Raw genomic sequence first — 24,800 nt, forward strand, 5'->3', positions numbered from 1 at the left:
TCGACCCATCGATCGAATCATCGATCCATCCGGCAAGGAGTTTCCGTGACACCACCCTTCGCACCCAAGCCCAACCCCGCCGGCTCCGACCCGCGGCCGATCTGCGTGCCATGCCGGCTCGCCGCGATCGGCGCGGTCGCGCTCGCGCTCGCGGGCGGCTTCGCCTACACCGCGGGGTGGCTGACGCCCGCGCGTCTGACCGCCCCGCGCATCATCGATACGTTCGAGGCGGTCGCGGGCCCGCATCCCGGCTATCGACGCAATCACGCCAAGGGCCTGTGCGTCGACGGCTATTTCGACAGCAACGGCAATGGCGCGGCGCTGTCGCACGCGGCAGTGTTCGCGCCGGGCCGCACGCCGGTGTCGGGTCGCTTCGCGGTGCCTGGCGGCAATCCGTCCGCGCCCGATACGAGCTCGCCGGTGCGCAGTCTCGCGCTGCAGTTCCGGCTTCGCGATGGCGAACAGTGGCGTACCGGCATGAACTCGACGCCGGTGTTCGCGGTGCATACGCCTGCGCAGTTCTATCAGCAATTGCTGGCCGCGAAGCCCGACCCTGCGACCGGCAAACCGGACCCCGCGAAGCTGAAGGCGTTCTACGCGGCCAATCCCGAGACGCAGCCGTTCCAGCGCTGGGTCAAGTCGCACGCGCCGTCGTCGAGCCTCGCGAACGCCGCATACTACGGCATCGACGCGTTTCTGTTTACCGATGCCCGCGGCACGACGCGCGCCGTGCGCTGGGCCGTCGTGCCCGACACGCCTTACGCGCCGATCACCGCGGCGCAGCAGGCCGAAAAGAACTTCCTCGCCGCCGAGCTCGACGAGCGTCTGCAACACGGACCCTTGCGCTGGCATCTGCTGTTGACCGTCGCGCAACCGGGCGACCCGATCAGCGACGCGACGCTGCAGTGGCCCGACGACCGCCAGCGCGTCGACGCGGGGACGCTCGTGATCGAACGCACCACGTCGCAGGAGGACGGCGCCTGCCGCGACATCAACTTCGATCCGACGATCGTGCCCGCCGGCATCGCGCCATCGGACGATCCGCTGCTCGCCGCGCGCTCTGCGGCCTACGCACGGTCGTTCCAACGCCGCACGCGCGAGGAGGCGCTGCATCCCGAGATCCATCGAACCCAGCCAAACGGAGAGCCTTCATGACGCGCACCCGCACTCACTTCAGTCCGCTCGCGCGGCTGCTGCACTGGACGATGGCGCCGCTGATCGTCGCGATGCTGTTTATCGGCGTGGGCATGGTGGCGACGGTATCGCGTGCCCATGATGCGTTGGTCGCGCTGCATCGGCCGCTCGGCATCGCGTTGCTGCTGCTCGTGCTGGTGCGGCTCGCGGTGCGCGTGATGCGCGGCAGTCCGCCATTGCCCGCGCGCATGTCGAAGCCGCAACGAATCGCGGCGCATGCGTCGCACCTCGTGCTGTACGGGCTGATGCTCGCGATGCCGCTGATCGGCTGGGCGATGCTATCGGCGGCCGGCTATCCGATCACGCTGTTCGGTCCGCTGCATCTGCCGCCGATCGCACCGCACGACGTCGCGCTGTTCGCGCTGCTGCGCGCGCTACATACGTGGCTCGCGTTCGCGTTGTTCGCGACGGTGCTGCTGCATCTGGCGGCGGCGTTGTTGCATGGGCTGATCCTGCGCGACGGGGTGTGGGGCAGCATGGCCCGCGGCGAACGCTAATATGGGTCGAACCGCGGCTTGACCGGGTTGCTCCCGAACTGTCCAGATCGCCCGCCCTGGCGATTTTCGTCCAACGCGTAAAATGGCCGGTTATCACTGGCAAATCGCAACTGGACAGAATCGGCCGGGCGTCGCGCGGCGCCCCGTCATGGTCCACGCGCGCTTGCCTTCGCCGGTTTGAACAGGAATGCACGCGGATGTCATCAGTTTTCTTCGATCGGGAAAGGATTGCGGAATGGCTCGGTGAGCGCACCGTCGCCAAGGCGCGCTCGGTGGGCGCGGTCAGCAACGTCAAATGGCAGGGAGACACGCTGTCGGGCGACGTGCAGGGCTCGCAGCCGCGGCCGTACCTGACACGGGTTCGCTTTCGTACCGATGGCGGGTCGCCGTGGGCCGAAGGCAAATGCACGTGCCCGGTCGGCCGCAATTGCAAGCACGTCGCGGCGCTGCTGCTCGCGGAACTCGACTACCACGACGAGATGGATCACATCACGCAGGTCGAGGACGACAGTGACCCGGCGACGTCGGAGGTGTTCATCGCGCGACGGATTACGGCGCCGGGCGCGCCGCCGGCGCCATCACCGTCTCCCTCTTCATCTCAAGGTGTGCGACCCGAACTGGTCAGCTGGCTCGAGCGTTTTCGCGCGCGCGCCCGCGCGGCCGACGCCGCCGAAAAAGACGCCGCCCGGAAGGTCGTCGCCACGCGCAAGGAAACGCTCGCCTACCGGCTCAACTGGTCGCGTCTTCATATGCGCCACGAAGTCGTGCTGCATCGCGCGCGTTGCGACGCGGACGGCGTGATCGTCGAAGTCGGCGACAGCTGGGGCGACGTCGAAGGCGCGCTGCTCAGGCAGCCGCGCTTCGTGTCCGACGAAGACCTGTCGATCCTCCGCGGCCTATGGCTCGGTCGCTCGCGCGAGGACCTGGGCCAGTTCGTGCTGCGAGGCACGAGTGGCGCGGAAACGCTGCAGAAGCTGATCGCGACCGGGCGCCTGTTCTTCGACTTCGGGATCGCGCCGGGCCAGGCCGGACCGACGCCGCTCGCGCGCGCCGCCGACCGCCTCGGGCGCATCGAATGGGAGCCGCTCGCCGACGAGCGCCTGCGCCCGGTACTGCGCACCGAGCCGCGCGCGAGCATGGTGCTGCCGACCGAGCCGGTCTGGTACGTGGACGGCGTCGCCAACGAGGCGGGCGTCGTGCCACTGTCGCTGCCGTTCCAGCAACTGCCCGACTACCTCGCGATGCCGCCGATCTCGCTCGCCGAGGCGCCGCTCGTCGCGTCGGTGCTGCGCGAGATCGCGCCCGAGTTGCCGCTGCCGCCGACCCACGACGCGCCCGCGATTCGGGTGATCGACGTCGAACCGGTGCCGGTGCTGACGCTGAACAGCCATGCGCTGCCCGGCGCGGGGAAGGGCATCAAAACGGCGAAAACCGCGAAGGCCGCGAAGGCCGCGGAGCGCAAGTCCGCCGCGGTAGAACTGGCGGCCGCGAGCTTCGACTACGACGGTGTCAGCATCAACGCCGACAGCAGCGTGACGCTGGTGCCGCTGCCGGGCGGCGACGTGATTCACATCCGCCGGCGCTACGACGCCGAGAAAAAGCGTCTGCTGGAATTGCGCAAGACCGGTCTGCAAAAGGTGCCGACGCGCAACCTGCATGCGTCGCGTCTGTTGCCCGACACGATGCTCGGTCTGCCCGACACCGACGCGTGGTCCGGGTTCGTCAACGACGCGGTGCCGGATCTGGTCGCGAAGGGCTGGCGCGTGACGATGGCGCCCGAGTTCCGCTACAACGTGATCGAGATCGACGCGATCGACGGCACCGCGCAGCAGGCCGGCGACGGCTGGTTCGATCTGGAGATGGGCATTCGCGTCGGCGAGCGCAACGTGCGGCTCGAACCGCTGCTGGCCGATCTGTTCCGGCGCGACCGGCGCTGGCTCTCTGGCGCGCTGGAGCGTATTCGAGACGACGAGCCGATCGAGCTGAAGACCGAGGAGAACAAGCGCCTGCGGTTGCGCGCCGATCGTCTGAAGCCGGTGGTGCGCGTGCTGGTCGATCTGTTCGATTCGCTCGGCGGCGCGCTTGCCGAAGGCGCGCCTCTGCGCGTGCCCGCGGTCGATGCGGGTCGCCTCGATGCGCTGCACGACACCGGCCGCTGGCAGTTCAGCGGCGACGATTCGATCCGCGAGCTCGCACGCCGTCTGCAAGCCGGTCCGGGCCTGCGCGAAGTGCCGGTGCCGCGCGGGCTGAAGGCCGAGCTGCGCGGGTACCAGCACCAGGGCCTGAACTGGATGCAGTTCCTGCGCGAGCAGGATCTGGCCGGCGTGCTCGCCGACGACATGGGCCTCGGCAAAACCGTGCAGACGCTCGCGCACGTTCTCGCCGAGAAGGAAGCGGGGCGGCTCACGCATCCCGCGCTGATCGTCGTGCCGACCACGCTCGTGCACAACTGGCGCGAGGAAGCGCGCCGCTTTGCGCCGGAGCTGAAAGTGCTGGTGCTGAACGGGCCGCAGAGAAAGGAACGTTTCCAGCAGATCGGCGAAGCCGAGCTGATCCTGACCACTTATGCGCTGTTGTGGCGCGATCAGAAGGTGCTCGCCGAGCACGACTATCATCTGCTGATTCTCGATGAGGCGCAGTACGTGAAGAACGCGACCACCAAAGCCGCCCAGGCGATTCGCGGCTTGCGGGCGCGGCATCGGCTGGGCCTGACGGGCACACCGCTCGAGAATCATCTCGGCGAGCTGTGGTCGCAATTCGATTTTCTGCTGCCGGGCTTTCTCGGCAGCCAGAAGGACTTCACGCGACGCTGGCGCAATCCGATCGAAAAGAACGGCGACGACGTGCGCCGCGCGTTGCTCGCGCGCCGCATCCGGCCGTTCATGCTGCGCCGTCGCAAGGACGAGGTCGCGAAGGAGCTGCCGCCGAAGACGACGATCGTGTGTCCGGTCGATCTCGAAGGCGCGCAGCGCGACCTGTACGAAACCGTGCGCACCGCGATGCAGCAGAAGGTGCGCGCGGCGGTCAGCGCGCAGGGGCTCGCGCGCAGCCACATCATCGTGCTCGATGCGTTGCTGAAGCTGCGCCAGGTGTGCTGCGATCCACGGCTCGTGCGCACCGCCAGCGGTATCGCGGACGGCGTTGCCACGGGCGGCAGCGAGCGCGCGATGCGCTCGGCCAAGCTCGATCTGCTGCTGTCGATGCTGCCCGAGCTGATCGAGGAGGGACGCCGCGTGCTGCTGTTCTCGCAGTTCACCGGCATGCTCGCGTTGATCGCCGAGGCGCTCGACGAAGCCGCGATCCCGTACGTCATGCTGACGGGCGACACGGCCGATCGCGTGAGCCCGGTCGAGCGGTTCCAGCAGGGCGAGGTGCCGCTGTTCCTGATCAGCCTGAAGGCCGGCGGCGTGGGGCTGAACCTGACCGCCGCCGACACGGTGATCCACTACGACCCGTGGTGGAACCCGGCCGCCGAGAACCAGGCGACCGACCGCGCGCATCGGCTGGGACAGGACAAGCCGGTATTCGTGTACAAGTTGATCGCGGCCGGCAGCATCGAGGAAAAGATCGTCGCGTTGCAGGAGCACAAGGCCGGGCTCGCCGACAGCATTCTCGCGGAAGATGCGGCCGGCGCCGCAAAGTTCTCGGACGACGACCTCGACGCGCTGTTCGCGCCGATGCCGGACATCGAAGGCGCGCGTTGAACGCGCGGGCAAGCGACCGAACGAGGCAACGCAGACGGGCCACGCAGACACGCAAGGGGGAAATCTGACGCGCCGCAGCAACGCCAATGGGGGCCGCACTGTAACAAAGCGTCTGTGTATGTAAATTGCCGTCGATGGGGACTTCAACTCATACCAATTTCGAAGTCGCGCTGTGTAAGACTTGCGCGTCGCACGCGCTGGTGCGGCGCGTAATAACTACTTCGCCAACGGTTACAAAGGAAGTTCTTTCATCTTGAGCATGGCTTTTTCCCGGGCTAACTTGACGTTACTCGTGCGGTTAGACCCCGGCGAGCGTGTGTAGTGTTTGTGGCGGCGTTGCTTCGACAGGGGCAGCGCCGCATTTTTTTGCCGGCGGCCCTAACGCTGCGCATCACCCGCTGACGGTCCGTCTCGCGGCGCGTCATCGCTCGGCCAACAATGTGAAGCAGTCAAGCCGACTGCCTCGAATGACAACTCGACCGGGACAAAATCTAACAATGTTTAAACGATTTCTTTTGAGATTATTCTTATACTGAACACGCAATTGTTAAATAAGAGTACCTGAAAGGAATCTTAAAGCCGATAAGCGAGCGTGGTCAAAAAGCCGCTCCAGCAAGGATCTTCCGTCCGCAGTGTCACTTCCTTCCGGCGCCGGCTGGTGTTGGCAGACCAGAAAAACCTGAAAAGCGCGTCAGCCGTTTCTGATTAGGGTTTTTCGCGACGGATTGCCGGTACACGGCAAACGGGAAGAAAGAAGGTTTTCGATTATCATGATCTGCCCTGCATAATCGCTATGGAAATTACATTTATGCGCTAATTTCCGTTTCATGAAAGCAGCGTCATGGCGGGTACGGCGAGGGACCATTAATCAGAAAGTAACAGCCGGAATTTTTTGGGAAGCCGGATCGGCGGTGCTGCGCCGTCATCCCGGTCGTCAGCCGGTATACCGGCCGTCAGCCATGAAGGCGCTGTTGCGTTGTGGGGTGTTATGAGAATTGCAGTCCTCGATGATGATTCGGCTCAGGCCGACCTTGTATGTCAAACGCTGTCCGCCGCTGGACACGTCTGTCACGCGTATGGCGCGGGGCGCGAACTCGTGCGCCAGTTGCGTCGTCAGACGTTCGATCTGCTCGTGCTCGACTGGAATGTTCCCGACATGTCCGGCGAAGAAGTGCTTCGCTGGGTGCGCGAAAGCCTGTCCGAGCGCCTGCCGGTGCTGTTCATGACGAGCCGCGGCCGCGAAACCGACATCACTTCGATTCTGAATACCGGTGCCGACGACTATCTCGTCAAGCCCGTCTCGGGCGCCGTGCTGCTCGCGCGGGTTGGTTCGCTGCTGCGGCGCGCGTATTACCTGAAGCCGCCGGCAACGAGGGAAGTATTCGGCGACTTCGAGTTCGACCTGAGCGTCAAGCACGTCGTGGTCCGCGGCACCCCGGTCTCCGTCACGCAGAAAGAGTTCGAACTCGCGCTGCTGCTGTTCCAGCATATGAGCCGGCCGTTGTCGCGCGCACACATTCTCGACGTGATCTGGAAGCAGGCCACGGACATCCCGTCGCGCACGATGGATACTCATGTGTCGATGTTGCGCAGCAAGCTCGGTCTGCGCCCCGAGCGCGGTTATCGGCTCACGCCGATCTACGGCTATGGCTACCGCCTCGAGCGGATCGAAGCCGACACCCCACCGGCCGCCGACGACGAACCCACTGAAGACGCGGGGGAAGCGTGACGGTCTGCGTGGATGGGGCGGCATCGGGCAGCGCCGCCATGCCCGGCCGCCGCGCCGCCGCGTGGCTTGCCGCGGCCTGTCTGATTGCAACGGGCGCGACCGGCTGGAGCGCGCTCGCGCATGCGCAGCCCGCGCGCGGCAAGACCGGAGCGAAGGCGTCGCCGGTCTACGCTTCGTACACGACGCACGAGGGCGACACGCTGTATGACATCGCCGCCCGCTACATGGCCGATCCGACCGACTGGGCGCTGTTGAGCAGCCTCAATCACGTGCCCGCGCCGCGCCGCATGGCGGCCGGCATCGTGCTGCGTTTGCCGTCCCGAAGGCTGCGCCAGGATCGGGACACGGCTCGCGTGGTCGCGACCAGCGGTCCGGTCGAGCACGCGTTCGACTCGAGCCCCTATCTGCCGCTGAAAACCGGTGAAACGCTGGCCGAAGGCGATCGCTTGCGCACCGGCGCGAACGGGTTCGCGACGCTCGAACTGCCCGGCGGCTCATACGTGACGGTCGCGCAGAACGGCGAACTCAATATCGAGAGACTGCGGCACGTCACGCTGACCGGCGTCGCCGATCGCGTCTTTGAACTGCGCGCCGGCGAGGTCGAGAGCCAGGTCACGCATGCGAAGCGACGCGATGATCGCTTCCAGATCCGTTCGCCTTCGGTCGTCGCCGGGGTGCGCGGCACGCGTTTCCGCGTCGATTACGACGGCGACACGCAAACCACCGCGGTGGCGGTGCTCGACGGCGCGGTCGGCGTCGATCCGGCCGCGCAGCATGGCCAGAGCGCCGCGCCGGCGCCAGGCAGGCCGTTGCAGGCGTCCGAGCAGCTGGTCGAGGCAAGCTTCGGCAACGTCACGCACTCGGGCGGCGCGGTCGGCAGTCCGGTCCAGCTGTTGCCCGCACCCGCGCTCGCGCGGCCGGCGCGCGTGCAGGACGGCAAGAGCGTCGCGTTCGACGTCGACCCGGCCGAGCGCGCGGTCGGCTATCGGCTGCAGATTTCGCGCGACGCCGATCAACTGGACCTGGTGCGAGACCTGCGCGTGAGCGCGCCGCATGCCGACTTCGGCGATCTGCCCGACGGCACGTACTTCGTGCGCGTCGCGTCGACCGATAGCCACGGTCTCGACGGCCTGCCGAACGTGTACGCGTTCGAGCGCCGCCAGCTAGGGCTGGACGCTTCGGCCGCGCAGCGCGCGGGTAGCCGCGACTACGAGTTCCGCTGGTTCGTCAGCCGCAGCAACGTGCCGACCCGTTTCCGCTTCCTGCTCGCGAACACGGCCGAACTGAGCCATCCGGTAATCGATCGCCCCGATCTGCCGGGCGGCGAACTCGTGATCAGCGATCTGCCTCCGGGCGTCTACTACTGGACGATCGTCGCCGAGCAGTTCGACAACGGCCGCTTCTACGAAAAGAGCAGTCCGGTCCGCTCCTTTACGCTTGCGCGCTGACGCTGGTAGATTCTCGGGGCCGGCCTGCTGGCCGGTCCGTCCTCCCGTTCCCGACTACATCGTCCCGTGCCCGCCACTTCTACGCGAATGAGCCTCGATCCGCGCGCCCGTCTCGGACGGCGGGCGGGCCGGCGCTTTCTGATCGAGTGGGTCAGCGTTGGCTGTCTCGGTCTCGTGGTGATCCTGCTGACGTCGTTCGGGCGCGTCGGCGCCGGCATCGATCTGCTGGTGTACGACCAGTTTCTGAAGCTGCGCGAGCAGCCGCTGCTGTCCGACATCGTCGTCGTCGAGATCGACAACGCGAGCATCGACGCACTCGGCCGCTGGCCATGGCCGCGCAGCGTGCACGCGCGGCTGCTCGAGCAGATCGCCGCGGCCAGACCTGCCGCGGTGATCTACGACGTACTGTTCACCGAGCCCAATGTCGACGACGTCCAGCTCGCCCACGCAATTGCGCTGAGCTCGACCTATCTGCCCGTGCTGCTGACGCCGCCCGATGCGAGCGGCAAGCGCACCGTCGATGAACCCGTCGCGCCGCTCGCGCAGGCTGCTGCCGGGCTCGGTCACATCAATTTCGAAGTGGACAGCGACGGCATCGTGCGCAGCGTCGCGCGCTTCCAGGGCGACGAGCGCTCGCGCTGGCCGCAACTGACGGTGCTCGTCGCCGACGCGGTCGAACACGGCAAGCTGCATCTGCGCGGCGGCCTGCCGCCGCGCCCCTCGAACGAGCCCGCACGCGGCAGCGACGACGGCGGCGAAGAGCGCTTCCTGATTCCGTTCGGCCCGAACGCCGCGAACTACCCAAAGCTCAGTTTCACCGACGTGCTCGCCGGCAAGGTGCCGGCCGATCAGTTGCGCGGGCGCATCGTCGTGATCGGCGTGACGGCGTCGGGTCTGTACGACCGCTTCGCGACACCGGTATCGGGCGAGCTCGGTCCGCTGCCCGGCGTCTACATCCACGCGAACGTGCTCGACACGCTGCTGAGCGGCCGCGAGATCCAGCCGGTCGCGCTGTGGGTCGTGTTCGCGGCGGCGCTCGGGCCGCTCGCCGCGCTGCTCGCCGGCTTCCTCGTGCTGTCGCCGCGCCGCTCGTTGTTGCTGACCGGCGCGCTGGTACTGCTCGCCGCGACCGGCAGCGCGCTGCTGCTGTACGGCGGCAGGCTGTGGATCTCGCCGGTGCCGGCGATCCTCGGCGTCGTGATCGTCTATCCGATCTGGAACTGGCGACGCCTCGAAATGACGATGGCGTATCTGCGCGGCGAACTGCAACGTCTCGCCGACGAGCCGCATCTGCTGCCCGAGACGCCGAAGCGCCGCCGCGAATTCGGCGGCGACGTGCTCGCGCAGCACATGGCGCTGATGGCGCAGGCCGCGCAACGGGTGCAGGACATGAAGCGCTTCGTGTGGGACAGCCTCGATAGCGTGCCGGAGCCGATTCTAGTCAGCGACGTGGCCGGCGTCGTGCTGATCGCGAATCACGCGGCGAAAGCGCATTTCGCTCGGCTAGGCGCGCCGATGCCCGAAGGCCAGCCGATGCAGAGCGTGCTCGGCGGCCTCACGCTCGTGAAGACGATCGACACCCGCGCGGCCACGGACCACGAGCGCAATCTGTCCGCGCACGCGCACTGGCCGGCGCTTCTCGATCCGACGCGCGGCGAGTTCGCGGCGCTGATGGCGCAGGGCGTCGAGGTGCGCGACGCGAACGAGCGCGACCATCTGCTGCGCTATGCGACCTGCACCAACGCGCAGGGCGAGACGACCGGCTGGATCGCCGGTCTCGTCGACGTGTCGGCGCTCCATGCGGCCGAGCGTCAGCGCGAAGACGCGCTGCGGCTGCTGTCGCACGACATGCGCTCGCCGCAGGCGTCGATCATTGCGCTGGTCGAGATCGAGCGCGCGCGGACCGAGCCTGCGCTCGCGCGCAGCGTGCTGGAGCGCATCGAACGCTACGCGCAACGCGCGCTCACGCTTGCCGACGACTTCGTGCAACTGGCGCGCGCCGAATCGCAGGCCTATGTGCTCGAGCCGCTGAGTCTGACCGAACTCGTCATCGATGCGAGCGACGAGGTCTGGCCGCAGGCGCATGCGAAGCGCATCGCGCTGCATGCGGAATCCGGCGACGCCGCCAACGACGATCCCTGGATCTGCGCCGACCGCTCGCTGATGACACGCGCGCTCGTCAATATCCTGAACAACGCGGTCAAGTACAGTCCGCCCGACACGCGCATCGTGTGCAGCTTCACTGGCCAGCCGGCGGCAAAGCGCGCGGGCAGCGAGGCGCCGCGCGTGTCGTGCACGATCCGCGACCAGGGCTATGGCATTCCTGAGGAGCAGCAAGCGGGATTGTTCGAGCGCTTTCGCCGTTTTCACGAGGCGGAGCGGCCGGAAGTGGGTGGGGCGGGACTCGGCATGGCGTTCGTCAAAACCGTCGTCACGCGCCATGGTGGCAGCGTCGAAGTCGTCAGCGCGCCCGGCGAGGGGACGGCCTTCACGATCTGGCTGCCCGCGCTCGACGACGCGCCCCTCGACGAATCGATCGCACCGCGCGTCTGATGCGCCTTTGATGTATTCGATGTACTAGAGAGAAAACAAAAAATGGCAAAGATCGCTCACCTCTGTGCCGCGCTGGCCGCGGCGAGCCTCGCCGCTTGCGCGGGCCTGAGCGCCGACGTGCACACCGTCTCCGCTAACGGCGCCGACCGCGCCGTTGCGCTGCAAGGCGAGCAGACCTATTCGCTCGCGCGCACGCAGCCGCAGGACGACAGCGTCGACCATCCTCAAGTCGAAAAGCTGTTGCGCGACGAGTTGGCGAAACACGGGTTCGTCGATACGGCGGGCAAGCCCGCGCATTATCTGCTGTCGATCGCGTACAGCACGCGGCCGGCGTCGATCGGCATCGGCGGTGAGGATTGCGCGCCCGCCGATTGCGGCGCGGGCAGCGACGGTCCAGGCGCGCTGCTGTTTGGGCGCAAGTATCAGCACGCGCTGACGCTGCGCTTTTTCGACTACGCGAGCGGCGCCGAGCGCTACAAGGTCGGCGCGGTGTTCGTGGATCGCGACGCGGACCCGCTGCATGCACTGCCGTTGCTCGTGAAAACCGCGCTCGCGAAGCTGCCGTTCGATGCGCCGGCCGACTGGCGTGTGAAGCTCAGCATCGACAAGACGAGCGGTGTGCCGAACGTCGACTCGATGGAGCCGCTGCAGCGTTAAAACGCAGCCTCGGATCGCCGGGGCCGCGAGTATCAGTTATTCCTGCGCCGGCTCGTCTTGCGGCCAGCGGTTTTCGAACACGCAATCGGCGAGCGGCAGACGGCTCGCCCAGCGCTCCGTTTCGAGCATCGGCTCGCTATAGAAGGCAGCGACGTGGCCCAGGCACAGAATCGCGACCGGCCGCGCGCCTTCCGGCATCGCCAGTAGCTGGTGCACCGCGTCGACATCGAATAGCGACACCCAACCAAGCCCGAGTCCTTCCGCGCGCGCGGCGAGCCACATGTTCTGGATCGCGCACGCGACCGACGCGAGATCCATCTCCGGCAGCGTTCGGCGGCCGAAGACGTGTCGCTCGCGCCCGTCCATCAACGCGATCACCAGCAGCTCCGCGCATTCGCGCATGCCTTCCACCTTCAGCTTCATGAACTCGTCGCGGCGCTTGCCGAGCGCGTCGGCGGTGGCGAGCCGTTCGCGCTCGACGATGTCGCGCAAGCCCGTGCGCAGCGCCGCGTCGGTGATGCGCACGATCCGCCACGGCTGCATGTAGCCGACGCTAGGCGCGTGATGCGCCGCGTCGAGCAGACGCCGCAGCACCGCCGGATCGACCGGATCGGGCACGAAGTGGCGCATGTCGCGGCGTTCGTAAATCGCGCGATAGACCGCATCGCGCTCGGAGTCGTCAAAAGGTTTCGCCATGAAAGAGGGCGGCCGTGAAAGCCGGGTTGGAGGGCCAGTAAGCGTGCATATAGGTTGCCACAATCGGGCCCACGCGGAACACCGCTTCGCCGCGCGCGTCGCTGTGCGCGCGCGTGGCGAAGCGCTGCGGCGCTAGCGGCGTCGCGAGCTTCGAGTAGTGGAACGTGTGCCCGGTCAGCGTGCCGTGGACGCCGTCGATCTGCTGCATGCCGAGCGACGTGAAGCGCGTTTGCATCGTCGCGTGACCGGGCAGCAGGCCCAGCATCGGCGTGCTAGTGCCTTGCGCGTCGGTCAGCGTGTCGAGCAGATAGAGCATGCCGCCGCATTCGGCGACCAGCGGTTTGTCCGCCTCGACGTGCGCTCGGATCGATGCGGCGCTGTTCACGTTGCCCGCGAGCGTCGCCATATGCAACTCGGGATAGCCGCCCGGCAGATAGAGCGCGTGCGTGCCGGCGGGCAACGCTTCGTCGGCGAGCGGCGAGAAATAGCTGAGCCGCGCGCCGAGCGCTTCGAGCAGCGCGACGTTGGCCGGATAGATGAACGAGAACGCGGCGTCGCGCGCGATCGCGATGTGCTTGCCTTCGAGCAGACGCGGCAGCACTTCGGGCGCGGGCACGCCGAAATCGACCGGGCGCGGCAGTTCGGCGAGCGCGGTCGACGCGAGCGAATCCGCCGCGCGTTCGAGGCGCGCTTCGAGATCGTCGATTTCATCGGCCTGGTGTAGGCCGAGGTGGCGGTCGGGCAGCGTGATCTCGTCGCTCGCGGCGAGGTGGCCGCACCAGCGCAACCGGGGCGGCAGCGCTTCCTGCAGCATCTGCGCGTGCCGGGCGGAGCCGACGCGATTCGCGAGCACGCCGTGGAACGGCAGTTGTGGTCTGAAGCGCGCAAGGCCGAATGCGAGCGCGCCGAAGGTCTGCGCCATCGCCTGCGCGGAAATCACCGCGAGCACCGGCACGCCGAACGTGGTCGCCAGATCGGCGCTGCTCGGCGTGCCGTCGAACAGGCCCATCACGCCTTCGATCAGGATCAGATCGGCTTCTTGCGCCGCCCGCGCGAGCAGGTTGCGGCATGCGCTTTCGCCGACCATCCACAGATCGAGCGACAGCACCGGCGCGCCGCTCGCGCGCGCGAGGATCATCGGATCGAGAAAATCCGGTCCGGTCTTGAACACGCGCACGCGACGTCCGAGCCGCCGGTGATAGCGCGCGAGACCGGCGGTGATCGTGGTTTTGCCTTGTCCCGACGCGGGCGCGCTGATGAACAGCGCGGGGCACGCCGCGGAGCAACTCCCCTGGGGGGACGCCCCGGACCAAGCCCCGTTGGGGGACGCCGACATCGCTCAGAACTCCACGCCGCGCTGCGCCTTCACACCTTGCTCGCGATATGGATGCTTGATCGCGCGCATTTCGGTGACGAGGTCGGCGGCTTCGATCAGCGCGTCCGGCGCATGGCGTCCGGTCACGACGACGTGCAACATCGGCGCACGCGCGTTGATCACCGCGAGCACTTCGTCGAGCGGCAGGTATTCGTACTTCAGCACGGTGTTCAGCTCGTCGAGGATCACCATCTGGTAGTCGCCGCTTTCGATCATCCGCCGCGCTTCGATCCAGCCTTTGCGCGCGGTCGCCATGTCGGCCTCGCGGTTCTGCGTGTTCCACGTGTAGCCGTCGCCCATCGTGACGAAATCGCATTGCGCGATCGCGCCGAGGAAATCGCGCTCCGACGTATGCAGCGCGCCTTTGATGAACTGCACGACGCCGAGCCGCATGCCGTGGCCGAGCACCCGCACGGCCATGCCGAACGCGGCCGTGCTCTTGCCCTTGCCGGTGCCGGTGTTGACGATCAGCAGGCCTTTTTCGACGGTCGCGCCGGCCTGCTTCTTTTCGTGGCCTTCGCGGCGGCGTTCGGTCATGCGTTGATGCGATTCCGGATCGGTTTTCATCGGGGGTCCTGGTTTTGAGAGGCGGGATGGGATGGGGTCGCGTCGCTAAGGGCAGCGTCGTTCGCCGCTGCGATCGCCACCGTGATGCCGGCGTGCGCGGTCTTGCGTACGATCAGACGCGCGTTTTGCGCGGTTGTGGTGGAGTCCGGCGCCGTTGCCGCTAGCAGCGCGCACGGCTCGCACACACCATCGACGCCGAGATGCGCGTGTGCCGCCGCCGACGGCGACGCGACCGGTACCGCGGCGATCTGCTCGCGGCTGAACAGTTGCAGCGGCAGCTGATGACGTGAGCAGAATTCGAGCAGACCGGCTTCGTTGGCTTTGGTGTCGATCGTCGCGATCGCGCGGATCTGCTCGAAGGCATTCGATCCGAGCGCTGCGCGGACGGCGGCTTCGATCTCAGCGGCTTCGCTGTGCAAGCGGCAACCGATGCCGACGCTCAGCGTTCTGATCGCGCGTCCGAGTCCGTGTCGTGTCGCGCTCGCTGCCAGTTCGTGAGCAACGCCGGCGTCGCGTTTGGCCGCATCACGCGCCAGTGCGAGCGACGCCACACCGCCGATCACGACGATCGCCGGCGAGCCGAGCCCCGCGCGCGCCACCGCCTCGGCGAACTCGCGAAGCGGCGCGAGCACATGGCGCTGCTCAGGCCGCGTCGCCGACTCGATCGCCGCGCACGGCGTGTCGGCGGACATGCCGGCCGCGAGCAATGCGCGGGCGATCTCGCCGAGCCGGCGCATGCCCATGTAGATCACCAGCGTCATGCGCGTCGCGGCGAGCGCGGCCCAGTCCGGTTCGCCACTGCCGGCGCCGTGGCCGGTGACGAACACGACGCCCTGCGCGTGATCACGATGCGTGACTGCGATACCGAGCGCCGCGGGCGCCGCGATGCCGGCCGTGATGCCGTTGATCACGTCGACTTCAATACCCGCGGCCTGTAGCGCCTGCAACTCTTCGCCGCCGCGGCCGAACACGAACGGATCGCCGCCCTTGAGCCGCGCGACGCTGCGCCCCGCGCGCAGATGCCCGAGCATTTGCGCGACGATGTCGGCTTGCGGCGTCGACGGATGGCCGCCGCGTTTGCCGACGTACACGACTTGCGCGTCGGTGCGCGCGAACTGCAGCACGTCGGGATTCACCAGATCGTCGACGAGCACGACATCGGCCTGCGCGAGCGCACGGGTGGCCTTCAGCGTGATCAGTTCGACGTCGCCGGGACCGGCGCCGATCAGCCAGGCGCGCGTCATCGCGGCGTGGATGGCGCGCGCCATGCGGTGATGGAAGAAGAGAAGCGGCGTGCGACAGCGCGCGCCGCGGTGAATATAGAGGTCATGCGGAACTGCGAATCCGGGCACGCGCGATGCCGCGCTGCTACGCCTTCACATCCGTTCCCCGCGGATTCCGGCGGCCGGCGGCGCCACGTGATGCACGGATGCAATGCGGCACCGCCTCCGCGTCTGGCCGGTATCCGGGCTGGCGGCCTCATGCGCTTCGCCTTCCCGTCCCGGTTTGTGGATTCGCGGGACAGTGGCATCAAAAAACGCATGCGCGGCACGTCGGAATCGAAGGCGAATCGAATCGCGCGCCGCAGGTCGCTTACCGTTGCGGGGACAGCACAGGTTGAACGCGCGAGGCGCTGCCTGTTTCCCGTTTAACTGCACACGCGAGCGCATGTGCGGGCACCAAACGCGCGCATACGATAGCACATGGCGCCTTGCCGGATAAGCCTCGGCGGCGCTTTCCGGCTCGGTGCGTTGCTTGACTGCGCAAGTCGCCGGGCCTACACTCGCACGCACTTTGGGTGCTCGCGTGCGCGCTCGTGCGCATGCAGTTAAACGGGAAACAGGGAGCCACCTGCTCTGGAGCGGCTAACCTGTGCTGTCCCCGCAACGGTAAGCGAAAAGCGGTTCCGGCTTGATAGCCGGGCACCGCAGTGCCGGCTTCGATGTCCTCGCGCAAGGTCGCGTGGACATTTCACCACTGGACGAGAAACCACTCGGCCGGGAAGGGGAAGCGGCGCTTTCGCCAGCCCGGATACCGGCCCAAAGAAGCAGAACGACCGCCGCGGGGATGCGGCGGCGCGTTCATGACCTCAGTTCCGCTTTCTGTATTTCCGTTGTCGCGACCATGCCGTCGTTCGTCCCCGTGTCTGGTGATCGCTGGTACTGCTGCGCGTGCTCCATTCGCCAGCCGACGCGGACCCACGCGCGGACTTTCCGGCATACCGATCAACGCCAAGGGATGGACCTCACGATGCAAACTCAATTGCGCAAGATCCCCGTCACGATCATCACGGGCTTTCTCGGCAGCGGCAAAACCACGCTGCTGCGGCACATTCTTCAGCATGCGGGCGGCAAGCGCATCGCGGTGATCGTCAACGAGTTCGGCGAGCTCGGCATCGACGGCGAAATCCTCAAGGGCTGCGGCATCGGTTGCGATGAAAACGGCGTCGAGACCGAAGGGCAATTGTATGAACTCGCGAACGGTTGTTTGTGCTGCACCGTGCAGGAAGAATTTTTCCCGGTGATGGAAAAGCTCGCGGAGCGCCGCGATGAACTCGATCACGTGCTGATCGAAACGTCGGGCCTGGCGTTGCCGAAGCCGCTCGTGCAGGCGTTCAACTGGCCGCAGATCCGCAATGGCTTCACGGTCGACGCGGTGGTGACGGTGGTGGACGGCCCGGCCGCCGCGAGCGGCCAGTTCGCCGATAACCCGCTCGCCGTCGATGCACAGCGCAAGGCCGATCCGAATCTCGATCACGAGTCGCCGCTGCACGAGCTGTTCGAAGACCAGTTGTCGGCGGCCGATCTGGTGATTCTGAACAAGACCGATCTGATCGACGAGTCGCGGCAGCACGAGGTCGAAGCCGCGATCCGCGCGGAGATTCCGCCGCAGGTGAAGATCGTGCGTGCGCAGCAGGGGCGGCTCGACCTGCATACGCTGCTGGGCCTCGAAGCGGCGTCGGAAGAGACGATCCACCTGCGTCATGACCACCACGGTTCCGCCGACGACCCCGATCATCACCACGATGAATTCGATTCGGTCGTCGTGCAGGCATCCGTACCGTCGCGCGACGCGGCGCTCGCCGCCTTGCAGACGCTCGTCGAAACCCACACGATTTACCGTGTCAAAGGCTTCGCGGCACTGCAGGGCGCGGCGATGCGTCTCGTGATCCAGGGCGTGGGCCGGCGCTTCGACAGCTACTTCGACCGGCGCTGGCAAGCGGGTGAAAATGGCGACGGCGCGTTGAGCCGCTTCGTGCTGATCGGCGCAGACCTCGACCAACACGCGCTGCAACAGGCGTTCGACGCGGCGCTCGGCGCGACGTCGAACGCGACGGCATAAACGGGCGCACCAGCATGCATCTGCTGCGCACGACGCCGGGCGGCTTCGTCGACGATACGCAGGGCGTGATCCGCATCGATCAGCAGCCCGCCGAGATCGTCGTGCTCAGTTCCGCCGACACCACGCTGTCGCTGCTCGCGAGCGTCGTGCCGCGTCTCGGCGACGGCTTTCCGAGCGTGCGGCTCGCGAACGTCACGTATCTGCGTCAGCCTGCCTCGGTCGATTTCTATCTGGACGACGTGTTGCAGCATGCGCGCGTGGTCGTCGTCGATCATCTCGGCGGCGAAACGTATTGGCCGTACGGCATCGAGCAGGTGGTCGCGCTCGCGCAGCGCAAACAGCAAACACTCGCGATGTTTTCCGGCGATCTGCAGGAAGACCCGAACCTGCTAGCGCGCAGCACCGCGAGCGCCGAGTTGTGCCAGCAGCTGTGGCGCTATCTGCGCGAGGGCGGTCCGCAGAACGCCGAGGCGTTTTTGCGCTGCATCGCGTATCGCGCGCTCGACTGGGGGCGCGAACCCGATCCGCCGCGCGCGTTGCCGGCCGCGTCGTTGTATCACCCCGAGCGCGATACCCCCATCGTCGCCGACTGGCAGGCGCGTTGGCGGCAAGACGCGCCGGTCGTCGCGATTCTGTTCTACAAGGCGCATCTGCAGGCCGCCAATACCGCGGTGTTCGATGCGCTGATCGACGCGCTCGAAGCGCAAGGGCTCAATCCGCTGCCGCTCGCGATCACGTCGCTGAAGGATGCGGTGAGCCGCGATGTCGTGCAGTCGCTGTGCGCGCAACATGGTGTCGCGCTCGTGCTGAACACGACCGCGTTCGCCGCTTCCGCGCTCGACGATCCGGAGCCGCTCGCGCTCGCCGGCGACGCGCCGGTGTTCCAGGTAATCCTGAGCGGCGGCAATCGCGAAGACTGGCTGAAGGACAACCACGGCCTCAATTCGCGCGACATCGCCATGCATATCGCGCTGCCCGAAGTGGACGGGCGCATCATCACGCGCGCGATCAGCTTCAAGGGGCTCGCGTATCGCTGTGCGCATACGCAGGTCGACGTGGTCCGCTATCAGCCCGACCTCGAACGGGTGCGCTTTCTCGCCGAGCTGAGCCGGCGCTGGTGCCGTTTGCGTTCGCTCGATAACGCCGACAAGAAAGTCGCGTTGATTCTCGCCAACTATCCGATGAGCGAAGGGCGCATCGGCAATGGCGTCGGGCTCGATACGCCGGCGTCGGTGGTCGGCATTCTGTCGATGCTGCGCGATGAAGGTTATCGTGTCGGCGAATTACCCGAAAACGGCGACGCGTTGTTGAACAGGCTGACCGAAGGCGTGACCAACGATCCGGTCGTACGCGATCTGCGTCCGGCCCTGCAAAGCCTCGCACTCGACGACTACCTCGCGCAGTTCAACGCGTTGCCGGCGAGCGTGCGCGACGCGTTGAACGCTCGCTGGGGCAAGCCCGAGCAGGACCCCACGCTACGGCGCGGCCGCTTCATGATCGCCGGCTGGCGCTGCGGCCAGGTGTTCATCGGCATTCAGCCTGCGCGTTCGCGCGAGCACGGCGACTACGCGAGCTATCACGATGCGGAGCTCGTACCGCCGCACGCATACCTCGCGTTCTATTTCTGGCTGCGCCATCAGTTCGGCATCGACGCGGTCGTGCACGTCGGCAAGCACGGCAACCTGGAATGGCTGCCGGGCAAAAGCGTCGCCTTGAGCGACGCATGCTGGCCCGATCTGATTCTCGGACCGATGCCGCATCTGTATCCGTTCATCGTCAACGATCCGGGCGAGGGCAGCCAGGCGAAGCGGCGCGCGCAGGCGGTGATCATCGATCATCTGATGCCACCGCTTACACGCGCCGAAAACTATGGGCCGCTGCAGGACCTCGAACGCCAGGTCGACGAATACTACGAGGCATTGATGGTCGATTCGCGTCGCGCGAAGCTCTTGCGTCGCACGATTCTGACGACGATCGTCGAGCATCGGTTGCACGAAGAGCTGAGTCTCGCGGCGCCGAACGGACAGGACGATGAAGACGCGCTGCTCACACGCGTCGATGCGTGGCTGTGCGAGCTGAAGGAAGCGCAGATTCGCGATGGCCTGCATACGTTCGGGCAGTCGCCGCGCGGCGTGCAGCGGCGCGACACGCTGCTCGCGCTCGGGCGCTTTCCGGTCGGCGATGGGCAGGGCGGCAAGGCGGGGCTCGTCGACGCGTTGGCGCGCGATCTGCGCATCGATCATCGGTTCGGCCCGTTGACGGTGGATTGGGCCGCCGCATGGGACGGCCCGCGACCCGAGGTATTGCAGCGGGTCAGCGATGCGCCGTGGCGACATTACGGCGATACGCGCGAGCGGTTGGAATTGCTCGCGGGCGAGCTGTTGCGCGGCGTCTGCGGTGTCGATTGCGATGTCGCGGATCGTTCGCAGGCCGTCCCCGTAGCCGACGAAAATCTGCCGCAAGCGGCACAGGTGATCGCACGCCTGTGCGACGACGTGCTGCCGCGTCTCGACGCCTGCGGCCCGCAGGAAATGACGCAGCTGAAGCGCGGCCTCGAAGGACGTTTCGTGCCGCCAGGTCCGAGCGGTTCGCCGTCGCGCGGTCGGCCCGACGTGCTGCCCACCGGCCGCAACTTCTATTCGGTCGACACGCGCGCGGTGCCGACGCAAGCCGCGTGGGCACTCGGCCTGAAATCGGCGCAGCAACTGATCGAGCGGCATCTGCAGGAGCACGGCGATTATCCCCGCGCGATCGGCCTGTCGGTCTGGGGCACCGCGACGATGCGCACCGGCGGCGACGATGTCGCGCAGGCGCTCGCGCTGCTCGGCGTGCGGCCGAAATGGGCGCCGGGCAGCCACCGTGTGACGGACTTCGAGATCATGCCGATCGACGCGTTCGATCGGCCGCGTATCGACGTCACGTTGCGCGTATCCGGTTTCTTTCGCGATGCGTTCGCGAACGTGATGCATCTGTTCGATGCGGCCGTGCAAGCGGTTGCCGAACTCGACGAGCCCGCGGAGCTGAATCCGATTCGCGCGCGCGTGCAGCGCGAACGCGATGCGTTGATCGCGCGCGGCATGGACCCGGTCGAAGCGCGCAAGCGCGCGGGCTGGCGCGTGTTCAGCGCGCGGCCGGGCACGTACGGCGCGGGTCTGCAGCAGATGATCGACTCGCGCCAATGGCAGACCGACGCCGATCTCGCGAACGCGTATCAGGCGTGGGGCGGATATGCGTACGCGCAGAAGAGCGCGGGCGAGGAAGCGCATCAAGTGTTTGGCACGCGCCTAGCAGCGATGGACCTCGTGCTGCAGAACCAGGACAACCGCGAGCACGACGTGCTCGATTCGAACGATTACTACCAGTTTCAGGGCGGCATGGTCGCGGCGGTGCGGCATCTGGCAGGTCAGCAGCCGCGCGTCTATCACGCGGATCACAGCAATCCGGCCGCGCCGCGCGTGCGGACGTTGCACGAGGAGATCGCGCGCGTGATCCGCTCGCGCGTGGTCAATCCGAAATGGCTCGACGGCGTGAAGCGCCACGGCTACAAGGGCGCGGCCGAGATCGCCGCGACCGTCGATTATCTGTATGGCTACGACGCGACCGCGCGCGTGATCGCGGATCATCAATACGCGCTCGTCGCCGATGCTTATCTGAATGACGCCGATACGCGCGCGTTCATGCAACGGCACAATCCCCATGCGCTGCATTCGATCTGCGAGCGTTTGCTCGAGGCGATGCAGCGGGGGCTGTGGCAGCAACCGGGTGACTATCGCGCGCAGGTGGAAACGCATCTGCTGGCGAGCGAACAGCAGATCGAAGGAAGACAAACATGAATGGAGCGATGCGAGGAGCGGACGACGCAGGTTGCTCCGCCTGTGTATCGGGTACGGCGGCGCGGCCCGTTTTTCCGTTTGCGGCGCTGATCGGCCAGGCTTCGTTGCAGCAGGCGCTGGTGCTCGCGGCGATCGACCCGGGCTTGGGCGGTGTATTGATCAGCGGACCGCGTGGCACTGCGAAGTCGACTGCCGCGCGCGCGCTTGCCGAACTGCTGCCGGAGGGAGAGCTCGTGAATCTGCCGCTTGGCGCGAGCGAGGATCGTCTGATCGGCACGCTCGATATCGAAAGGGTGTTGCGCGACGGCTCGGTGCGCTTCTCGCCGGGGCTGCTCGCGAAGGCGCATCGCGGCGTGCTGTACGTCGACGAAGTCAATCTGCTGCCCGATGCGCTCGTCGATGCGTTGCTCGATGCGGCGGCGAGCGGCGTGAATACCGTCGAACGCGATGGCGTGTCGCATAGTCATGACGCGAGCTTCGTGCTGATCGGCACGATGAATCCCGAAGAGGGCGAGTTGCGGCCGCAATTGATCGACCGCTTCGGTCTGATGGTGGAGTTGCAGAACGCGTTCGAGCCGCAGGTGCGGCAGGCGATCGTCAAAGCGCGGTTCGCGTTCGATCTCGATCCCGCTGGGTTTCGTACCGCTTACGCGGAGCAGCAGGCTTCATACGTGCAGCGAATTCGCTCGGCGCGCGCGGCGCTGCCGCTGCTGTCGTTCGATGACGCCGTCCATGCGCGCGTGAGCGCGCTATGCATCGAGGCGGCCGTCGACGGCCTGCGCGCCGACCTCGTGATGCTGCGCGCGGCGCGCGCGCTGGCCGCATTCGAACGGGCAGGTGCGGTGACGGTGCGACATGTGGAGCGCGTTGCCGATCCGGTGCTGCTTCATCGGCGGCGTCAGCATGATTCGCAACATGCGAATCAGCGCTGGCCAGAAAGCGAGGCGCCGGCACGGGAGCTCGCTGAGGGTGCGTCTGGCGATACGGCTGGATCCACGACACCTTCCGCCGACTCCGAGTGGGGCTACCTGCCGCCCGAGCCGGCCGCGGCTTTGCCTGTCAAAGGCGTCATTGCGCTCGACGCAAAAAAACGCTGAGCCATCGGAAAGGCGCCGCCGCTGACTCGCGCAGCGGTTTTCGATGGCGACGAGGCGTGGGGGCGGATTCGCGCGACACGTCGGGCGGCGAACCGGGCAGGCGCATTGCATGGCCACCGACGCTCGCCGCGATGCGCGAGCACACGCTGCGTCGTGAGCATCTGCGCTTCGTAGGGGAAGTGCCGCGTGGCGGTGTGCTGCATTGCTTCGTGCTCGATTGCTCCGGGTCGATGCTGGCGGGCCAACGCCTCGCGTTGGCGAAGGGTCTACTGACTGCCTTGTTCGACCGTGCGAGTGCGATGCGCGCCGAGGCTGCGCTGATCTGCTTCGGCGGTGCGGGAGCGGATGTGCGTTTCGGCCCGGCCGTGCCGCGCTGGTGGAACGAGCGATGGCTCGCGCCCGTGGGCGGAGGCGGCGGTTCGCCGCTCGCGTCGGGCGTGCGCAGCGCCGCGCAACTGCTCGAACGCTGCGCGCGGCGACGGCCGGCCCAGCAGCGCTGGTTATGGATTCTGACCGACGGCCGCACGAGCGACGAACCCGCGCGGCCGGCCGACGTCGATGAAGTCGTGTTCGTCGATTTCGAGCGTGGTGCGATACGGCTCGGTCGTTGCGAGGTGCTCGCCAATGCCTGGGGAGCGCGGCGGTTGACGCCGGAAGAGTTGCTCGGCTGATCGATGTGTGCGCAGCGAGGTCGACGCTGCTGTGTCCGCACGCGCGTTGCTTTTGTGGCCGTACCGCTTATTTCAGTCCGTTGGACCAGTGCTGCACATCCTCCTGACGATCGAACACGAACACCTTCATCGCCATCTGTTGAACGGAATCGAGTTGATCCAGTTCTAGCCCATGCATGGACGGCTCGCCAGGCGTTTTGCCCTTCTGAACGTTGCGGATCACCGCCGTCGTCTCGATCTGTGAATCGTATTCGGCCGACTTCAGCCGGAACGCGATGCGCAGCCGCTCGCCGACTTCGCCCAGTGTCCATGACGCACTCAACGACATGCCGAGCGCGCTGATGCCCTTGGCGAGTCCAAGGCCTTCGTAAGTGTCACCGCTCCCGCCGATGCCAAACCGCACGGGCAGGTGCGCATGGACGCGGATCGATTTGCGCTCACGGAGCCGGCGGACCATACCGGGCCTCGACAACACGGCATAGTCGAACGGCACGCGGCAGACCGCTTCGACCGTGCAGACGAAACGGAACACGGCCTGACTCGCGATCGCGACGACCTCGACGTTCTCGCCGGGCGTGAGCGGCAGCGGTTGGCCCTGCAGCATCGGCGGCGTGACGAACAGCGCATGATTCGGCGCGAAACCGATGATGCCGCAAGGTTGCATCGGCGCGCCGCTGCCGAGTTGCGAACGCATGCCGATCAATGCGCCGATCTCGAGGTGCATGTCCTTCAGCGTCAACTCACCGGCGTGGTCAGGCTGGGCGGTTGGCGCCGGCGGTTGTTGTGCGCCGAGGTCGAACAGGTCGCCGCGTTGCGGGCGGAAGTGTTGAAACAGAAAGGCGCGCTCGTCGGTGGTCGCGAGCGTCGTCGCGCTTGCGAAGAGCAGCGTGCCGTCGGCATCGACGATCGGCCATGGGAGCGGCGTGCCTACCGGCACCGTATCAGGCTCGAGCATCGGGGATGCCGCGGCGGGCTGGGTGTCCTCGACGTGTGCGTCGACGAGATTGTCCATAGTCGGCAGCTAATTTAAGTGGCGGGATGATCTGATTGACGGCGGGGATGGGTGAAACTTTAATTCGGGGAACGGGGATGGGTGGGAGTTGTGCCCGATCTGCTTTGTTTTTGTCCGTGTTTGACCTCCGGTGAATTAAATCGGATGACTAGCTAATCGGAGTTCTCGCGCGGCGCTGCTCATTTTTTAGGCTATTCAACTTTCTAAGATAAATTGTGAGAAGGGTATTGACGTGTTGTCGACCGCTCTCCATAATCTCGTTTCTCTGCTGCAGACGCAGCGACGCAAACGAAGCGGTGCCGGGTAGTGGTGGTTCAGGTGGTTCAGGCGCGGCGGGTTTGGCGGACCGATCTTTAAAAACTAACAGTCGATAAGTGTGGGCGCTTGATGCGGAATGCGGCGGCGGATTCTCCGGAGTCTGCTGT

General features: G+C 66.6%; 17 protein-coding genes, 1 pseudogene and 2 riboswitches. Of the genes and pseudogenes, 11 read left to right on the forward strand and 7 right to left on the reverse strand.

Annotated features, from left to right (window positions below):
* The first annotated feature begins 99 nt into the window (after positions 1-99).
* From HDG32_RS17725 to HDG32_RS17755, 7 genes are all read left to right on the forward strand, one after another.
* Positions 100-1,155 (forward strand): catalase family peroxidase, encoded by a 1,056-nt coding sequence (locus HDG32_RS17725; protein ID WP_409340038.1) that lies wholly within the window; start codon positions 100-102, stop codon positions 1,153-1,155.
* Positions 1,152-1,691, forward strand: a complete 540-nt coding sequence (locus HDG32_RS17730; RefSeq protein WP_184069397.1) for a cytochrome b — start codon at positions 1,152-1,154, stop codon at positions 1,689-1,691. The genes HDG32_RS17725 and HDG32_RS17730 overlap by 4 nt, the downstream gene beginning before the upstream one ends.
* Positions 1,692-1,888: 197 nt before the next feature.
* Positions 1,889-5,395 carry a DEAD/DEAH box helicase gene (locus tag HDG32_RS17735; RefSeq protein WP_184069398.1) on the forward strand — a complete coding sequence of 1,169 codons (3,507 nt, stop codon included), beginning with the start codon at positions 1,889-1,891 and terminating at the stop codon, positions 5,393-5,395.
* Positions 5,396-6,383: 988 nt separating this feature from the next.
* Positions 6,384-7,124: a response regulator transcription factor gene (locus HDG32_RS17740; protein ID WP_184069400.1), complete on the forward strand. Its 741-nt coding sequence runs from the start codon at positions 6,384-6,386 to the stop codon at positions 7,122-7,124.
* Positions 7,121-8,572 (forward strand): FecR domain-containing protein, encoded by a 1,452-nt coding sequence (locus HDG32_RS17745; protein ID WP_184069402.1) that lies wholly within the window; start codon positions 7,121-7,123, stop codon positions 8,570-8,572. Before HDG32_RS17740 ends, HDG32_RS17745 begins: the two co-directional genes overlap by 4 nt.
* 66 nt (positions 8,573-8,638) lie before the next feature.
* The gene (locus HDG32_RS17750; protein WP_184069404.1) at positions 8,639-11,125 is read left to right on the forward strand and encodes a CHASE2 domain-containing protein; all 2,487 of its coding nucleotides are present in this window, start codon (positions 8,639-8,641) and stop codon (positions 11,123-11,125) included.
* A 42-nt stretch (positions 11,126-11,167) separates the two neighbouring features.
* A complete protein-coding gene (locus HDG32_RS17755; protein WP_184069406.1) occupies positions 11,168-11,782 on the forward strand; it encodes a DUF4136 domain-containing protein in 615 nt (204 codons plus the stop codon).
* A gap of 36 nt (positions 11,783-11,818) precedes the next feature.
* Here HDG32_RS17755 and bluB read toward each other — a convergent pair whose 3' ends face one another.
* The 5 genes and pseudogenes from bluB to cobA form a co-directional block, all read right to left on the reverse strand.
* Positions 11,819-12,478, reverse strand: coding sequence for a 5,6-dimethylbenzimidazole synthase (bluB, locus tag HDG32_RS17760; protein WP_184069408.1), 660 nt, complete (start codon positions 12,476-12,478; stop codon positions 11,819-11,821).
* Positions 12,462-13,814, reverse strand: a complete 1,353-nt coding sequence (locus HDG32_RS17765) for a cobyrinate a,c-diamide synthase (RefSeq protein ID WP_184069410.1) — start codon at positions 13,812-13,814, stop codon at positions 12,462-12,464. The genes bluB and HDG32_RS17765 overlap by 17 nt, the downstream gene beginning before the upstream one ends.
* A gap of 3 nt (positions 13,815-13,817) precedes the next feature.
* Positions 13,818-14,420 carry a cob(I)yrinic acid a,c-diamide adenosyltransferase gene (cobO, locus tag HDG32_RS17770; protein WP_184069412.1) on the reverse strand — a complete coding sequence of 201 codons (603 nt, stop codon included), beginning with the start codon at positions 14,418-14,420 and terminating at the stop codon, positions 13,818-13,820.
* On the reverse strand, positions 14,417-14,911 hold the full coding sequence (locus tag HDG32_RS37035) for a cobalamin biosynthesis protein (RefSeq protein ID WP_409340039.1): 495 nt from the start codon (positions 14,909-14,911) through the stop codon (positions 14,417-14,419). The genes cobO and HDG32_RS37035 overlap by 4 nt, the downstream gene beginning before the upstream one ends.
* A gap of 15 nt (positions 14,912-14,926) precedes the next feature.
* Positions 14,927-15,664, reverse strand: a pseudogene (gene cobA / locus HDG32_RS37040) (uroporphyrinogen-III C-methyltransferase); the annotation flags it as partial.
* 194 nt (positions 15,665-15,858) lie between these two features.
* Positions 15,859-16,119, reverse strand: a riboswitch (cobalamin riboswitch).
* Between the two features lie 80 nt (positions 16,120-16,199).
* Positions 16,200-16,478, forward strand: a riboswitch (cobalamin riboswitch).
* A gap of 192 nt (positions 16,479-16,670) precedes the next feature.
* Here cobA and cobW point away from each other — a divergent pair.
* From cobW to HDG32_RS17795, 4 genes are read left to right on the forward strand one after another with little or no spacing between them, the layout of a single operon-like run.
* On the forward strand, positions 16,671-17,762 hold the full coding sequence (gene cobW / locus HDG32_RS17780; protein ID WP_311540083.1) for a cobalamin biosynthesis protein CobW: 1,092 nt from the start codon (positions 16,671-16,673) through the stop codon (positions 17,760-17,762).
* Positions 17,763-17,776: 14 nt separating this feature from the next.
* Positions 17,777-21,595 carry a cobaltochelatase subunit CobN gene (gene cobN, locus HDG32_RS17785; protein ID WP_184069418.1) on the forward strand — a complete coding sequence of 1,273 codons (3,819 nt, stop codon included), beginning with the start codon at positions 17,777-17,779 and terminating at the stop codon, positions 21,593-21,595.
* The gene (locus tag HDG32_RS17790; protein ID WP_184069420.1) at positions 21,592-22,692 is read left to right on the forward strand and encodes an ATP-binding protein; all 1,101 of its coding nucleotides are present in this window, start codon (positions 21,592-21,594) and stop codon (positions 22,690-22,692) included. The genes cobN and HDG32_RS17790 overlap by 4 nt, the downstream gene beginning before the upstream one ends.
* Before the next feature lie 56 nt (positions 22,693-22,748).
* Positions 22,749-23,363 (forward strand): VWA domain-containing protein, encoded by a 615-nt coding sequence (locus tag HDG32_RS17795; protein ID WP_184069422.1) that lies wholly within the window; start codon positions 22,749-22,751, stop codon positions 23,361-23,363.
* Between the two features lie 67 nt (positions 23,364-23,430).
* Here the strand turns inward: HDG32_RS17795 and HDG32_RS17800 are convergent, their stop codons facing one another.
* Both HDG32_RS17800 and HDG32_RS35990 read right to left on the reverse strand, forming a co-directional pair.
* Entirely contained in the window at positions 23,431-24,375 is a 945-nt protein-coding gene (locus HDG32_RS17800) for a flagellar brake protein (protein ID WP_184069424.1), read from the reverse strand.
* Between the two features lie 148 nt (positions 24,376-24,523).
* Positions 24,524-24,800 (reverse strand): hypothetical protein (locus HDG32_RS35990; protein ID WP_221307773.1); only part of this gene is annotated, 277 nt, incomplete at its 5' end.

This window comes from Paraburkholderia sp. CI2 (genome assembly GCF_014201055.1).
Taxonomy (GTDB): Bacteria; Pseudomonadota; Gammaproteobacteria; order Burkholderiales; family Burkholderiaceae; genus Paraburkholderia; species Paraburkholderia tuberum.

Excerpts from the sequence above, each read along its gene's own strand:
- HDG32_RS17735 (WP_184069398.1), top strand. The coding sequence starts at position 1,889 with ATGTCATCAGTTTTCTTCGATCGGGAAAGGATTGCGGAATGGCTCGGT.
- HDG32_RS17730 (WP_184069397.1), top strand. The coding sequence starts at position 1,152 with ATGACGCGCACCCGCACTCACTTCAGTCCGCTCGCGCGGCTGCTGCAC.
- HDG32_RS17740 (WP_184069400.1), top strand. The coding sequence starts at position 6,384 with ATGAGAATTGCAGTCCTCGATGATGATTCGGCTCAGGCCGACCTTGTA.
- bluB (WP_184069408.1), bottom strand. The coding sequence starts at position 12,478 with ATGGCGAAACCTTTTGACGACTCCGAGCGCGATGCGGTCTATCGCGCG.
- HDG32_RS17790 (WP_184069420.1), top strand. The coding sequence starts at position 21,592 with ATGAATGGAGCGATGCGAGGAGCGGACGACGCAGGTTGCTCCGCCTGT.
- HDG32_RS17800 (WP_184069424.1), bottom strand. The coding sequence starts at position 24,375 with ATGGACAATCTCGTCGACGCACACGTCGAGGACACCCAGCCCGCCGCG.
- cobW (WP_311540083.1), top strand. The coding sequence starts at position 16,671 with ATGCAAACTCAATTGCGCAAGATCCCCGTCACGATCATCACGGGCTTT.
- HDG32_RS17765 (WP_184069410.1), bottom strand. The coding sequence starts at position 13,814 with ATGTCGGCGTCCCCCAACGGGGCTTGGTCCGGGGCGTCCCCCCAGGGG.
- cobO (WP_184069412.1), bottom strand. The coding sequence starts at position 14,420 with ATGAAAACCGATCCGGAATCGCATCAACGCATGACCGAACGCCGCCGC.
- cobN (WP_184069418.1), top strand. The coding sequence starts at position 17,777 with ATGCATCTGCTGCGCACGACGCCGGGCGGCTTCGTCGACGATACGCAG.
- HDG32_RS17755 (WP_184069406.1), top strand. The coding sequence starts at position 11,168 with ATGGCAAAGATCGCTCACCTCTGTGCCGCGCTGGCCGCGGCGAGCCTC.